This is a genomic window from Paraburkholderia polaris, assembly GCF_012927345.1.
Classification (GTDB): Bacteria; Pseudomonadota; Gammaproteobacteria; order Burkholderiales; family Burkholderiaceae; genus Paraburkholderia; species Paraburkholderia polaris.
Window position 1 is genome coordinate 1 of record NZ_JABBGJ010000009.1, and the last position, 14,875, is coordinate 14,875.

Below are 14,875 nucleotides of genomic sequence, written 5' to 3' on the forward strand. Positions count from 1 at the left end.
GCGCTTGACCATCGATCGCTGGTTTTGCCATTGCCCGGCATGAATTTCCCTGTCTGTCTTGCACTTTGCCGCCAGGTCCGTAGCGTCACCGTCGTGATGCCCGTCGCTCCTGACAACTCGATGACCGCACGATTGAACGGCGGCATCATCTGCTGGATTGCCCATTCCCGGGTTTCCGCTGAATAGCGTTTCATTTCCCATTCGCTGTCCGCCCCCCATCTTTACATCAATCGGTTCGGGTGAGGCGACAACTAGCCTGACATGGAGGGCCGCAAAGAAAGTAAGCAAAGAAAGCGGCTCAAACCGTTCATGCTAAGTGGGCGCCTTTGCCTGGAGGGGGTAGTGGCTCCGTGGAATCCGGGCTCCCACAAGCTCCACCCGGAGTGACTAAGGGCTCATCAGCTCCCACTCCGCACTGCGTGCGTCGCGGACGGGTCTGCCAGGGAAACCAATGGCTTCGGTTGCGTGCTGTGGGAGCCGTCGGCTGCGCCTCGGCGAGAGCCGATCTGCAGAGGAAACCAAGGGCTTCGGTTGAGCGCGGTGGGAGCCGTCGGCTGCGCCTCGGCGACGACCGACCTGAAGAGGAAACCAAGGGCTTCGGTTAAGGTGCGTGGAGATTACTGTCTTCACCTTGGCGAAGACGAGTCTGCATGAGAAATCACGGGCTTCAGCTGAGTTCGGCGGGAGGCGTCAGCGGCGCCTCGGCGGGGCGCCGAAGAATATATCTGTTTCGGGAATTGCCACTTGGCGCCCGGAGTGGCTGACAAGTAGCTGCTGCGCCCGTAGGTGTGAATTCGCACGCCGAATGAAGCACTAACGCATTGCGGGAATGTTGGGGATGCGACGGTGAGCCGCGACGTTGGGCAAAGCGCTCGCTGTCGGCTTCGCTTCGGCGATGCGCCAAATGACGCGCCGCGCCAAAATGCGGCGGTCGATTTTATGAAGTACTCTTCGGCGCGCGCAGCGCCGCCGGAAGTATGACGCCCTTGTCACTGGCGCATGCAGGTGCACGAACACAGATTCTACGGAGCCACTGCCCCCTCCGGGCAACGGTGCCCACTTAGCATGAGCGGTTTGAGCCGCTTTCTTTGCTTACTTTCTTTGCGGCGGCAAAGAAAGTAAGTGCCTGCCCCGCACAGGGGCGAACGCTAATAGACCACAAACAAATCAAGGAAAGGCCAAAGCCCTAAGCGCGCAGACAAAAAGCGCCGCGCGGGCAGAGAACCAGAGAAAAGGGGCAGAGAACCAGAGAAAAGGCTCCACCACAGGCAGACGAACAACCCCCCGCGAGGGCCAAATAAACTCAACGCTGGATCACAGCGCCGCAGGCATCACCCCGCGAGAACAAACCAAAAACCAAACCTCAATTCCGGCTAGCAATAGCCCGCCGATCATTAGCAGAACCTGCCGAAGAAGAATCCGCCGTCTGCGAAGACCCCGAACCCCATACAACGGAGTTATCCACCGCATACAACCGGCAAGGCGCCGAACTCTGCTTCTGGCAATTCGCAATAGCGACCGACATCGGATCGTCGCCGCCCTCGGCCCACGACCAAGCCCCCGTATCCGACACAGCAAAAGCCCGGCTAGGGTACTGATGCAAGAAGTTGCGATAGCCATTACGGCCAGCTTCATCAACAAACGGAACAGAGTCGACCGCATCGACAGCAGCAAAGCCGCTAGCCTTCGGCGCTGAAGGATCATCGACCCGATACTGAACGCCGGTAGGCATACCCGCCTGAGCGAGAAACGCCTCGACAGCCGGCCACCACACATGCACGCCATCGCGATCGCCCACGAGCCGATGCGCGTCATTCTTGTAGTTGCCGAAATCCACCATCTTCGCGCTCGCGCCGTGCGCGGCATACGCGGCATACATGCCGGCTACCAGCGGCGCCGTCCACACCGAATCGTTATCGCCATACAACCACAGCGACGGCACCTTCGTTTTCTCGCCATACGCGCCAAATGCGCGCGTCAGGTTGCCCTGCCAGTCGGTGCACGCGTCCTGCCGCAAACCGCCGGAGAAATTGATCAACGCCCGCACGCCCGGTGCAGCCGCGGGGCCATAAGCCATCGTCGCCAAGCCGCCGTGCGAGGTGCCGGCCACCACAATGTGCGTTGCATCCACGTACGGCTGCTTCGACATGAAATTGATCGTCGCGGCCACGTCGCCGGCCTGGCCGACACCATTGCGTTCGACGTCGCAACCATCCTGCTGATAAGTACCGTCCGAATGGCCGAAGCCCTGGCGGTTCGGCGCCACCACCACGTAGCCGCGGCGCACGAATTCACGCGCGAACGGCAGCGGGTCGCTGCGCTCCTGCGTGCGCGGGTCGCCAGGAATCTTGCCGTGGTTGAAAACGATCATCGGAAACGGGCCTGCGCCGTCCGGCTTGTAGATCGTCGTTTCGAGCGTGACCGTGCCGGCAGCGTCGACCGGCACGCGGATGATCTGTTCGTTGAGGCCGGCGGTCGGCAGATAGACGTCGTCGTCGAGCGCGATGCGCGGCACGTGTGCGCGAGTGAGAGGCCCTGGCTGGGAGTCGGCGAGCGGGTCGGCATGCGCAAGTGCGACAGCGCATATCGCCGTTGCACACGTCACCGCACACTTCGTCAGAACCTTGCTGAACACCATTCACGCACCTGCCTCAAAAAACTGCCTGAACACCGGGATGTTCTGTCTGTCGAATGTCATCGCTGACAATTGCCTTTCATCGACGTTTTCGACGAACAAAAACACACTCGCGTACGAAGTGCGCTATGCGCACGCACGCTAATCGAGATCGCACGGGATGAACCCAAATGGCCGACGCGACCCCACGCGCCGATGATGAGCGCCACACATGCTGCCCGGAACCGCCGTCGAACCCTTACTGGTGGGCTATCGGCAGGGAACCTGCGCATCTTGCGGAACCGGTATGGACCTGTTCTCGCAATGTGACGTCACAAACCTACGGCCCCATCCTGGCACGACAATTTTGTTTTGTGCAATCAAGGAGAACCCGCGACGCAAAAATTGCCGGGTGCGGATCGGGGCACGTTTGCCCCTCGAGAAGCTGCAAAGCGCCTGTCGCACGGTGCTTGGCTGCACGAAGTAATTTGTCGCAACACGCGCGCTGTGGTGTCGAGCCAACACGAAAAAAAAGCCCTCGTTTGAGGGCCATATGTGATCACGCCGCTATCTGCGTCGTTGCGTCGCGTAAGGATGTGGAAGGGACGGCTTATTCGTTCACGTCGCCGTCGACATAGCGCCAGCATCCATCTTCCCCGCGGACGAAGCGACTCATCTCGTGCAGGCGGTGGGCGCGTCCGCCTACCTTGTATCGTGCGACGAATTCGACTGTCGCATGATTGGCGTCGGTTTCAGCGAAGGCCTTGATCTGCAGTCCGAGCCAACGCGGCGCGTCGGGGGCCGCAGGGTCGGCGTCGAGATCCGGGGGGCAGGTATGCGGAGCCCAAGTCGCGCGTAAATAATCCGTTGCGCCCACAACATACGCGCTGTAACGCGAGCGCATCAGTTCGAGCGCGCGCGGCGCGGTTTCGCTGCCATCGATATAACGGCCACAGCATTGCACGAAGCGGGGCGGTTTGGCGCCGCTGCGCTGATCGGGCGCAGCGCCGCCGCATGGGCAGTCGGACGGTCGTTGCATTGACAACAGTTGCTTATTCATCAGACTTTCAGCCAAGACCGCGTGCGATCAAGATTTTCTGGATGTCGCTGGTGCCTTCGTAAATCTGGCACACACGGACATCGCGGTAGATGCGTTCGACGGGGAAGTCGCTCAGATAGCCGTAGCCGCCATGAATCTGCAAGGCGGCGGAGCAAATGCGTTCCGCAGCTTCGGAAGCGAACAGCTTGGCCATCGCGGCCTCGGTCAGGCAGGGCTGGCCGGCGTCTTTCAGCGAAGCCGCGTGCCAGATCAACTGGCGCGCGGCTTCGAGTTGGGTCGCCATGTCGGCCAAACGAAATTGCACGGCCTGGTGCGAAAACAGCGGCTGGCCGAAGCTCTCGCGCTCCTTCGCGTAGCCCAATGCCGCCTCGAATGCGGCGCGCGCCATACCGACGCTCTGCGCCGCGATACCGATGCGCCCGCCTTCGAGCCCCGATAGCGCAATCCGATAACCTTCGCCTTCCGCGCCAATCAGATTCGCGGCCGGCACGCGGCAGTCTTCGAGAATAATCTGGGCGGTGTCCGACGAATGCTGGCCGAGTTTTTCTTCGACTCGCGCGACGACGTAGCCCTTCGTATCGGTCGGCACGATAAACGCGCTGATGCCGCGCTTGGCCGCCGCCTTGTCGGTCACGGCCATGACGATCGCGACGTTGCCGTTCTTGCCGCTCGTGATGAACTGTTTGACGCCGTTCAGCACGTACGCGTCGCCATCGCGTGTCGCGGTGGTGCGCAGCGCGGATGCGTCAGAGCCCGCTTGCGGTTCAGTCAGACAAAACGCGCCGAGCATCTCGCCGCGCGCGAGCGGTGTGAGCCAATCGCGTTTCTGCGCGTCGTTGCCATAGGTCAGCAGAATGCTGCACACCGGGCAGTTGTTGACGGAGATCGCGGTTGAGGTGCCGCCGTCGCCCGCTGCGATTTCTTCGAGGATCAGCGCGAGCGCCAGTGCGTCCATGCCGGCGCCGCCATACGCCTCGGGTACCAGCACGCCATAGGCGCCGAGTTCGGCGAGTTGGCGATGCACGTCCTTCGGGAAGATGCGCTCGCGGTCCCATTGCGCCGCGTGCGGGGTGACCGCTTCGCGGACGAACGTGCGCACTGCATCGCGGACCATCACGTGATCCTGATCAAGCACCATGGCTCGGTCTCCTCGTTAGTCTTCTCATGTGTCTCCTCACCAGTCGAGCGCCGTGCCGTCGTATTGAAAGAAGCGGCCGTTGAACGCTTCGCGCGCGGCCGCGGCCTGTGCGAGCACCTCACGCATGCCGGTCACGCTGCGTGCAGGATCGATCGCCGCCTGCGCGCCACCCATGTCGGTGCGCACCCAGCCAGGGTGCAGCGAAATGCACGTTGCGCGCGTTGTATCCAGCGAAGCGACTTTCAGCGCGTCGTTGAGCGCCGCCTTACTCGCCCGATACAGCCAGCCGGTCGTACCACTTGCGTCGCCAATACTGCCCATCTTGCTCGAAATCACCGCGAACACACCGCCAGCTTCTTCGACGAGTGGCAGCAAGATCGGCATTAACTGCATCGGCCCGCGCACGTTGGTGTGCATGACCTGGTCGAAGTCTTCCGCCGTGATCGTTTCGATGTCCTCGGTGCGTGGGCCGTACACGCCCGACACCAGCACCGCCGCGTCGAGCTTTTCGCCGTCGAGCTTCCAGCCGAGCGCGGCGATTTCTTTGGGCGCGGTGACGTCGAGTGAAAAGGTCTCCGCGCCGAGCGCTTTCAGCGCGTCGAGCGCGGCGCCGTCGCGCGCGGTGGCGAGCACGCGCCAGCCGCTTTTCATGTACTGCCGCACAAACTCCTGGCCGATGCCGCGCGATGCACCGACGATCAACACTGTCTTCATCGAATCACCTCAAGCTCTCAAGCGCCTGGGAATAGCGCGTCAAACCAGTTCAATGCCCATCGCGGTCGCTTCGCCACCGCCGATGCACAGCGTTGCGATGCCGCGCTTCAGACCGCGCTTTTTCAACGCGCCGATCAGCGTGACGAGAATCCGCGCGCCCGATGCGCCGATCGGATGGCCGAGTGCACAGGCGCCGCCGTTCACGTTGACCTTGTCGTGCGGCAGATGATGTTCCTTCATCGCGGCCATCGTGACCACCGCGAACGCCTCGTTGACCTCATACAGATCCACTTCGTCGGCACGCCAGCCGTTCTTCTCGAACAGCTTGCGAATCGCACCGACCGGCGCGGTGGTGAACTTCGCCGGTTCCTGAGCGAAGGTGGAGTGGCCGACCACGCGAGCAAGAGGCTCGACACCGAGACGCTTCGCGGTCGATTCACGCATCATCACGAGCGCCGCGGCGCCGTCGGAAATCGACGACGAGTTCGCCGCCGTCACCGTGCCGGTTTTGCTGAACGCGGGCTTGAGCGTCGGAATCTTGTCGAGGTTCGCTTTGAACGGCTGCTCGTCGTGATCGATGGTGACGTCGCCCTTGCGGCTTTCCACCTTCACCGGCGCGATTTCCCATGCGAACGAGCCGTCTTCATTCGCGCGCTTCGCGCGATTCAGGGACTCGACGGCGAATGCGTCTTGCGCTTCGCGCGTGAAGTCGAACGACGCCGCGCATTCCTCGGCGAAGGTGCCCATCAACCGGCCTTTTTCGTACGCGTCTTCGAGACCGTCGTAGAACATATGGTCGAGCACCTGGCCGTGGCCCATGCGCATGCCGTTACGCGCTTTGGGCAGCAAATACGGCGCGTTGGTCATGCTCTCCATGCCGCCCGCGACGATCACGTCGACCGAGCCCGCGGCCAGCATGTCGTGCGCGAACATCGCCGCGCGCATGCCGGAGCCGCACATCTTGTTGACAGTGGTGCTGCCGGTGCTCAACGGCAAGCCGGCGCCGAGCGCGGCCTGACGCGCGGGCGCCTGGCCGAGCCCGGCAGGCAGCACGCAACCCATCACGACTTCGTCGATCTGCTCGGGCTTCAAACCGGCGCGTTGCACGGCGGCTTCGATTGCCACCGAGCCCAACTGCGGCGCGGTTAGCGTTGCGAAATCGCCCTGAAAGGCCGCCATCGGCGTGCGGGCAACACCTACGATCACGATCGGATCAGATTTTGTCTCGTTCATGTTTGTCTCACTCATGTTTAAGCTCCTTGATCACACCTTCGACGATGGCCGGCACATCGCCGAGCTGGGCCGCATCGGCGGCCGCCGCATCGTTGTCCGCCTGGTACGCACCGCCGGCCGATACGGCCACGACGCAGCGCTTGTAGGTTGCATCGAGTGCCGCAGGGTCGTTGATTGTCATGCCGAGGTCGCGCACCTTGCCGTCGTGGACGCCATACACCCAGCCGTGCACGGTGAGTTCCTGGCCGCGTGCCCACGCGTCGTTGATGATGGTGGTCCGGCATACGTTCATGACCTGTTCGATCGCATTCAGTTCGACCAGACGCCGATGGCGCGCCTCACCGAGCGGCCACTCTTCGATCAACGCGGCGTGCTTGGTGCGCACGTCCTGCACGTGATGCAGCCAGTTATCCGCCAGACCCACGCGCCGGCCGTGCAGCGCCGCGCCCACACCCGAGCAGCCATAGTGACCCACCACCATGATGTGCTTGACCTTCAGCAGATCGACGGCGAACTGGATCACCGACAAACAGTTCAGATCCGTATGCACGACCACGTTGGCGATGTTTCTGTGCACGAACACTTCGCCCGGCGGCAGGCCGATGATCTGGTTGGCCGGCACGCGTGAATCGGAACAGCCGATCCACAGGTATTCGGGTGTCTGCTGGTGCGCGAGACGCGAGAAGTACTCCGGGTCTTCGGACAGCTTGCGGGCTACCCACGCGTCGTTGTTGTCGAACAGATGGGCGAGCGGATTGGGAGGCGTAGAAGCGTTCGTATTCATGGTGAGTCTGGGCGGTTGCTCGACCGATTGACCGGTCGATGTCGTTACATTAGGTTCGGACGATGCATTCAACGATGCGAGCGGCGCATGATGCGCGTGAGGTCTAAGCTGCTCGTACAGTGCGTTCATCTGCCTGGTTCGCCGATATGCCGGACGCCGTATCGGCGAATCGTTCCGGATAGCGGATGCAGAAGCGCACGCTGCTGTCGTACGGGAAAAAGTCAGGCAGTTCGCCTTTCAATAGATGATCCTTGTGCCGTTGCCATAGCGCTGGATCGAAGAAGTCCGCGTGATGCTGCATGAAGGACCGGCGCACGCGTGGATCGCCGAGCAAAAATGTGCCGTATGTTTCCGGGAAAATGTCGTGAGGGCCGACCGAGTACCACGGCTCGCCCGACATTTCGTCTTCCTCGTTACGTGGCGCCGGCACCGCGCGCACGTTGCATTCCGTCAGATATTCGATTTCATCGTAGTCGTAGAACACGACGCGGCCATGACGCGTCACGCCAAAGTTCTTGTACAGCATGTCGCCAGGGAAGATGTTCGCCTGCATCAATTCCTTGATCGCGTCGCCGTATTCCTTGATGCCGTGATCGATGTCGTCGTCGCTGCCGTTTTGCAGGAACAGATTGAGCGGCACCATCCGGCGTTCGATGTACATGTGGCGAATCACCAGGTTGTCGCCGTCGTGTTCGATCAGGGACGGCACTTCCTTTTGGAGCTCGCGCACCAGTGCGTCGTCGAGCCGCGAAACGGGCAGCGCCACGCTCGAATATTCGAGCGTATCGGCCATGCGCCCCAGCCGGTCGTGCCGTTTGACGAGCTGATACTTTCCCTGGATCTGCGCACGCGTGGTTTCTTTGGGCGGCGGGAAGTGGTCTTTGATCAGCTTGAACACGTACGGAAACGACGGCAGCGTGAACACCAGCATCACGAGCCCCTTGATGCCGGGGGCGATGAGGAACTGATCGCTGGAATGCTTCAGATGATGCAGCAAATCGCGATAGAACAGATTCTTGCCCTGCTTCTGCAAACCCACAGACGTATAGATTTCCGCCTTCGGTTTGCCCTGCATGATCGTGCCGAGAAATTCGACGTAAGCGGACGGCACTTCCATGTCTACCAGGAAGTACGAATGCGAGAAGCTGAAGATGATCAGCAACTGATCGCGTTTGAGCAGCACCGTATCGAGCGCGAGCACCCCCGGCTTCACATGGCGCAGCGGAACTGCGAACGGCAACAGCAAATCGCCGTTGATGATCCGTCCAACGATATACGCCGACTTGTTCCGATAAAACAGCGACGAGAGCACGTGAATCTGGAAGTTGGGCGCTTCGTCGAACGCGCCGAACGCCTCGTGAATGGTCTGCATCACGCATCCGACGTCGCGTTTCAGGTCTTCAAACGGCGACTCCAGCTGGAAGTTCGTAACAATGCGCTCGAGCGTCGCGGCAAGACCGTCCTTGCTGGGGTAGTACGCACGATAGGTCGGTTTCGCCGCGGGTTCGTCGTTCTCGATGTATTCGGTCGAGATCGCCGGGCGCACGAAAATGAAGTCGTTGTTGAAATAGGAACGGTGCAGGATCTTGCAGCACACGGAATTGAAGAACGTCTCCGCGCACTCGGGCTGGCGGTGCGTGGTCAGGAGGCCGATGTAGTGGAGCTTGATCTGCTGCCACACTTCGTCGTCGATATTCTCGGCGTCGTATTCGTCTTCGAGCAGTACGACGCATTCTTCGACGCGTTCGTCATAGGAGGTGATGCGCTCACGCGCCAGCGTTTGCAGGCCATGCCAGTCGGCAGCTTCGAAGAGCGTTTTGGCATGGATCGCGGCGTCGCGGAAAATCCGGTAGTGCCGATCGAATCCTTCGAGCATCGTCTGCGCGACGTCAAAGCCGATCTGTGACGACAACAGTTTGGGAAAGTGATTCATGTCGACCGTGCATTCGTCCCATGTCGTGAAGACACCCGTGATTGTATCGTCCGGGTGGACCCGCGACGCATCGCGCCGCTCTCCGCTTAAGCGGACCTGGTTTCGCGTGCGCCGCTCTCCAGCAGCGTGCGTGCCTGGGCTTCGTACTGCGCGAGGTCTTCGAGCGTCGCGTTCAGGTCTTCGAGTTGACGTTCGAGCACGTCGCGATGGCGCGCCACCGTGGCAAGGAAGGCATGCAATTGCGGCACGGTGTCGGTTGGCGACTCATACACATCCAGCAGATCGCGAATTTCCGACAGCGTGAAGCCGAGACGCTTGCCGCGCAGGGTAAGCTTCAGGCGGGTTCGGTCGCGGCCGGAATAGACGCGCCGCAAGCCGCTCGAACCTTCGCGGCTGGGCGAGAGTAAACCCTGGTCTTCGTAGAAGCGGATCGCCCGCGGCGTGACGTCGAATTCCCGCGCGAGCTCGGTGATCGTGTATTGCGTGTTCATCGGGGCATCCCGTGACCGGGCAGAAAATCGGATTGAACGATAGAATCGACGTTTACGTTATCGTCAACTTGATCGAAACGCAACTACGGCGCAATACGGCACCGGTATGTCCCGACCGGGCCGCAACCACGCCGTCCGGCATCGCATACCTCGCCATGCCGGACGGCCGACGGAGGAAGACAACCCCAATGAATGCACTCGAACATCAACTCGACTACCCGTTCAACGACACCTTGCCTGAAGCGGGTCACGCGATGGAAGTCGCGCCCGGCGTGTTCTGGCTGCGCATGCCGCTGCCGTTCGCACTCGACCACATCAATTTGTGGCTGCTACGCGATGAAATCGACGGTCAGCAAGGGTGGACGGTAGTCGACTGCGGCATTACATCGGACACGATCAAGGAGAACTGGGAGAAAGTGTTCGACTCCGTGCTCGACGGCCTGCCGGTGCTGCGCGTGATCGTCACGCATTGTCATCCGGACCACATCGGCCTCGCGCACTGGATCTGCACCGGCGGCGACAAGAAACGCTGGGACGTGCGATTGTGGATGACACTCGGCGAATACATGCAGGCCCGCGTGATGGCGGCCGGCGACGGTTCGAATGCGGGTGGCGAGGGGGCGGCACGGCACTTTGCGCGGCATGGTTTAAACGATCAGGCGTCGCTCGAGAAGCTGCGCAATCGCACGAGCTACTACTCGAGCCTCGTGCCGGCGATTCCGGGTCAGTACCGCCGGCTGCGCGAAGCCGATGGCGTGAAGATCGGCGGCAAGACGTGGCGCGTGGTCACCGGTTTCGGCCATTCGCCGGAACACTGCGCGTTGCATTGCGAAGAGACCGGCACGCTGATCTCTGGCGACATGGTGCTGCCGCGCATTTCGACTAACGTCTCGGTGTTCGACATGGAACCGGAAGGCACGCCGCTCGCGCTGTATCTGGAGTCGCTTGGCCGCTACGAGACGATGCCCGAAGACACGCTCGTGCTGCCGTCGCATGGCAAGCCGTTTCGCGGCGTGCACACGCGTATCAAACAGTTGCGCGAGCATCATGACGCGCGTCTGGCGGAAGTGCGTGAGGCATGTGCGGAGAAGCCGCAGAGCGCCGCGGATATCGTGCCGCTGATGTTCAAGCGCCAGCTCGACATCCATCAGATGACGTTCGCGCTGGGCGAGGCGTTGGCGCACTTGCATCTGCTGTGGCTGGCCGGCGAGTTGAAGCGCACGCAGGGTGCGGATGGGGTGATCCGGTTCTCGGCGTAAGCGAGTCGATAGGGTGATACGTCGATAAAAAAGCCCGATTGCAAAAAGCAATCGGGCTTTTTTCTTCAAGCGGCGTGGCAGACGCTTACTGCACCGCCACCGTTCCAAAGTTCTGCCGTCCGAACGGACTCACGTGATAGCCGCTCACGTTCGTACGCGTGATGGCCGCCGCGGTCGGGTAACCCAGCGGAATCCACAACGCCTGATCGTGGATGATCTGCTGCGCCTGTTCGTACGCCTTCGCGCGTTTGGCCTGATCGGGCGTTGCCTTGCCGTCGGCGATCAGCTTGTCCAGATCCTGATCGCAGAAGCGCGCGAAATTGATCCCTGACTTCACTGCATTGCAGCTGAACAGCGGCGACAGATAGTTGTCCGGATCGCCGTTGTCGCCGGCCCAGCCCATGAACAGCGTGTCATGCTGGCCTTGCTTTGCCTGCTTGATCAGCTCGCCCCATTCGATCACCTTCACATCCGCCTTCACGCCGATCTTGGCGAAGTCGGCTTGCAGCAGTTCGGCGCCGGCCTTCGGATTCGGGTTCAGCACGCTGCCGTTCGGACGCACCCAAATCGTCGTTTCGAAGCCGTTCGGATAGCCGGCGTCGGCGAGCAGCTTCTTTGCCTTCACCGGATCGTACGGCCATGCCTTCACGGCCTTGTCGTAGCTCCACGTGTTAGGCGGATACGGATTGACTGCCGGCGTCGCGGTGTTGTCGAAGATCGCCTTCAGATAGGTGGTGCGGTCGAACGCCATGTTCAGGGCGGCGCGGACCTTCTGATTGTCGAGCGGCTTCTTCTGGGTGTTCAGTGCGACGAAGGCGGTCATGAACGCGGGCGTCTGCACGATGGCGAGCGACTTATCGCTCTTCGCTTCGGCGAGGTCCTGCGGCTTCGGCGACAGCGCGATCTGGCATTCGCCCGCTTTGACCTTTTGCGCACGCACTGTGGCGTCCGGCGTGATCGCGTAGATCAGGCGGTCGATCTTCGGTTTCGGACCCCAGTACGTCGGGTTCACGTCGTAGCGGATCACCGCGTCTTTGGTGTAGCTCTTCAGCTCGAACGGACCGGTGCCGATCGGCTGCGAATTCAGGTCGACCTGTTTGCCGGCCTTGAGCAACTGGTCGGCGTATTCAGCCGAATAGATCGAGGCGAAACCCATCGTCAGGATCGACACGAAGGTCGCGTCCGGCGCGTTCAGTTCGAATTTGACGGTGTTGTCGTCGACCTTGCTGATCGACTTGATGAGCTTCGGCAAACCCATCGACTGTGCATGTGGAAAGCCGCTCGCGCCCGCCACCTTGTGCCACGGATTGCTGTCGTTGAGCATGCGGTCGAACGTGAAGACGACGTCGTCGGCATTCAGCGCGCGGGTGGGCTTGAAGTAGTCGGTGGTCTGGAACTGCACGTTCGGGCGCAGATGGAACGTGTAGGTGAGGCCATCGGCGCTCACGTCCCACTTGTCAGCCAGCGAGGGCACGACTTTCTTCGCGGCCTCGTCGTACGAGACCAGCGAATTGAAGATCACGTCGGCGGACGCATTGGTCGTGACGAGTGAATTGAACTGCACGACATCGAAGCCGTCGGGGCTCGACTCGGTACAGACGGTCAGCGGTTTGGCGAGCACGAGCGCGGGCGCCGTGAGCAGTACGGCGGCTGCGAGCAGTTTGAAGCGCATAGGATCTCCCATAACAAGCGCAGTCAGGCAGTGCGTCTGGTTGTGTGGTTGTATTCCGTTGACGGGCGACGGCAACCGGTGGCCGGTCTGACCGTCTTCTTTATTGTGATACGTTTCCGGCGCTGGCGCATGGTCTGGATGCTGCAGCACACGCACGTCTCGGCCTTCGCGAAAGCTTATCGAAGGGTGGTTGCGCCGACAACAATTTAATCCGCATATCCATATGGACAGCGTGAGTCGGTGTGCGGGGGTACGGCTTCGCGCGGTGGTTTCGCCCTGGGTATTCTCCAGGCGGCGTGAGGCAGTGACGCGGCGCATGCGTGCGTCAGGTGGCGCTACCCGGTGGACTTGGCTCGGCGCGTGCGCTCATGGCGCGGCCGCGCGCCCGAGCAGATAACCGATGCCGTCGATGGCGCGCACGCCGTACCACGACACCAGTTCGCCATCGATCAACTCAATGCGTTTGCCGGCCAGACGAGGATCGCGTTTCAGCGCGTCGCAATGCGTTTGCGTAAAGCGATAAGGCTCGCTGGAAAGCAGGATGCGATCGACGCCGGCCAGCCACGGTGTGTGATCGAAGTCGAGCGTGGGATAACGCGCCGCGCCTGTCGCTCCGCCTTCCACGTCAGGTAGCGTTTGCCAGTTCACGAGTCTCAGCATCGCGGCGATATAGGTATCGCGTGCAACTGTCATCCATGGTTCGCGCCAGATCAGATACAGCACGTTTTGCGTCGGAAACACCTGCTCGGCGGCCTCGTGCAGACGCGCTTCGAGCGCCTCGCTCAAGCGCTGCGCTTCTGGCGCGCGGTCGAAGATCGCGCCCAGCAGCGCGTACAGCGAGAGATTGTCCTGCGGGGTCTGCGGATGGGTGACGACGATATGCGGCACGAACGCGCGCAACTGCTCGACGGTATCGCGCTCGTTTTCGTCGATATTGACGATCAGATGGGTGGGCCGTAACGCGCGAATCGCGTCGATATTGACGGCCTTGGTGCCGCCGACCTTGCGCACCTGCCGCACCTTGTCATGCGGATGCACGCAAAACCCGGTGCGCCCGACGATTTGACTGTCGAGCCCCAAAGCGAACAGCAATTCGGTGATGCTCGGCACCAGCGACACGATGCGGGTATTAGCGACGCCGATTTCGTGCGCGACGCCGGCCGCATCGACCGCACGCGGTTGCATGATTTATTCGGCGACGGCGCGGGGCTTGCGCGGCGCGCGTTCGAAGACGAGGTCGTAGAGTCGGCGCGGCAGCACATGCAGCAGCATTGCCACGACGCGCATCTGCCACGGGAACACCGCGAAGGCGGTCTGCCGTTCGACCGCGCCTGCGACCTTCGCGGCGAAACGGTCGGCGTCCATCAGGAACGGCATGCTGTACGGGTTGTGCTCGGTCATCGGTGTGCGGATATAGCCCGGCGCGATGGTGACCACACCGACACCCAGCGGGCGCATCTCGACGCGCAACGCTTCCAGATACTTGAGCGCGGCTGACTTCGACGCGCTGTACGCGCCGGACCCTGGCAGACCGCGCACGCCGGCGACGCTGGCGATCCCAACCAACGTGCCTTTCTTCGCGGCAACCATCGCCGCGGCGAACGGCTCGAAGGTGGCGACCATGCCGAAGTAGTTGATATCCATCACTTCGCGGAAGGTGCGCAGATCGCCGTGCCCGGTGACCGCGCCGCGGCTGATGCCGGCATTGGCGATCACGACATCCGGCAAACCGTGCTGCGCGATGAACTGCGCGGCCGCTTCGGCGAGCGCTTCCGCGTCGCGGACGTCGACGGAATAGATGAAGATGGAATTCTGCGGATGGGACTGCTGGAAAGCGGCGAGGGCGTCACCGCGGCGGGCAACCAGGCCGAGAGTCGCGCCGCGCCGCGCATATTCGGCGGCGAGCGCGAGGCCGATGCCACTCGAGGCGCCGGTAATGAAAACCTTCAGGGGTGAACTCATTCCGGCGCCTCGGCT

At 61.8% G+C, this 14,875-nt stretch carries 12 protein-coding genes and 1 pseudogene; 1 reads left to right on the forward strand and 12 read right to left on the reverse strand.

Translation table 11 applies throughout. From position 1 onward, the window contains the following. The 9 genes and pseudogenes from HHL24_RS43605 to HHL24_RS09860 all read right to left on the reverse strand — a co-directional run. Positions 1–194, reverse strand: a pseudogene (locus HHL24_RS43605) (IS3 family transposase); the annotation flags it as partial. A gap of 1,169 nt (positions 195–1,363) precedes the next feature. Further along, positions 1,364–2,638, reverse strand: coding sequence for a dienelactone hydrolase family protein (locus HHL24_RS09825; RefSeq protein WP_169485313.1), 1,275 nt, complete (start codon positions 2,636–2,638; stop codon positions 1,364–1,366). A gap of 586 nt (positions 2,639–3,224) precedes the next feature. Then, positions 3,225–3,674: a YchJ family protein gene (locus HHL24_RS09830; protein WP_169485314.1), complete on the reverse strand. Its 450-nt coding sequence runs from the start codon at positions 3,672–3,674 to the stop codon at positions 3,225–3,227. A gap of 7 nt (positions 3,675–3,681) precedes the next feature. Next, complete coding sequence (locus HHL24_RS09835) at positions 3,682–4,812, reverse strand: acyl-CoA dehydrogenase family protein (protein ID WP_169485315.1); 1,131 nt, start codon at positions 4,810–4,812, stop codon at positions 3,682–3,684. A 36-nt stretch (positions 4,813–4,848) separates the two neighbouring features. After that, positions 4,849–5,526, reverse strand: a complete 678-nt coding sequence (locus HHL24_RS09840) for an SDR family oxidoreductase (RefSeq protein WP_169485316.1) — start codon at positions 5,524–5,526, stop codon at positions 4,849–4,851. A gap of 39 nt (positions 5,527–5,565) precedes the next feature. Further along, positions 5,566–6,774 (reverse strand): acetyl-CoA C-acetyltransferase, encoded by a 1,209-nt coding sequence (locus HHL24_RS09845; protein ID WP_169485317.1) that lies wholly within the window; start codon positions 6,772–6,774, stop codon positions 5,566–5,568. Continuing rightward, entirely contained in the window at positions 6,767–7,543 is a 777-nt protein-coding gene (gene can, locus HHL24_RS09850) for a carbonate dehydratase (RefSeq protein WP_169485318.1), read from the reverse strand. The genes HHL24_RS09845 and can overlap by 8 nt, the downstream gene beginning before the upstream one ends. A 103-nt stretch (positions 7,544–7,646) precedes the next feature. Next, positions 7,647–9,476, reverse strand: coding sequence for a bifunctional isocitrate dehydrogenase kinase/phosphatase (gene aceK, locus HHL24_RS09855; RefSeq protein WP_169485319.1), 1,830 nt, complete (start codon positions 9,474–9,476; stop codon positions 7,647–7,649). A gap of 86 nt (positions 9,477–9,562) precedes the next feature. Further along, a complete protein-coding gene (locus HHL24_RS09860; RefSeq protein WP_169485320.1) occupies positions 9,563–9,967 on the reverse strand; it encodes a MerR family transcriptional regulator in 405 nt (134 codons plus the stop codon). A gap of 188 nt (positions 9,968–10,155) precedes the next feature. Here HHL24_RS09860 and HHL24_RS09865 point away from each other — a divergent pair, with 188 nt between their 5' ends. Beyond that, positions 10,156–11,226, forward strand: a complete 1,071-nt coding sequence (locus tag HHL24_RS09865; RefSeq protein ID WP_169485321.1) for an MBL fold metallo-hydrolase — start codon at positions 10,156–10,158, stop codon at positions 11,224–11,226. An 85-nt stretch (positions 11,227–11,311) separates the two neighbouring features. Here HHL24_RS09865 and HHL24_RS09870 read toward each other — a convergent pair whose 3' ends face one another. The 3 genes from HHL24_RS09870 to HHL24_RS09880 form a co-directional block, all read right to left on the reverse strand. Beyond that, entirely contained in the window at positions 11,312–12,898 is a 1,587-nt protein-coding gene (locus HHL24_RS09870) for an ABC transporter substrate-binding protein (protein WP_169485322.1), read from the reverse strand. A 366-nt stretch (positions 12,899–13,264) separates the two neighbouring features. Further along, positions 13,265–14,083: a cobalamin-binding protein gene (locus HHL24_RS09875; protein ID WP_169485323.1), complete on the reverse strand. Its 819-nt coding sequence runs from the start codon at positions 14,081–14,083 to the stop codon at positions 13,265–13,267. Between the two features lie 3 nt (positions 14,084–14,086). Continuing rightward, complete coding sequence (locus HHL24_RS09880) at positions 14,087–14,860, reverse strand: SDR family oxidoreductase (RefSeq protein WP_169485324.1); 774 nt, start codon at positions 14,858–14,860, stop codon at positions 14,087–14,089. Positions 14,861–14,875 lie beyond the last annotated feature (15 nt).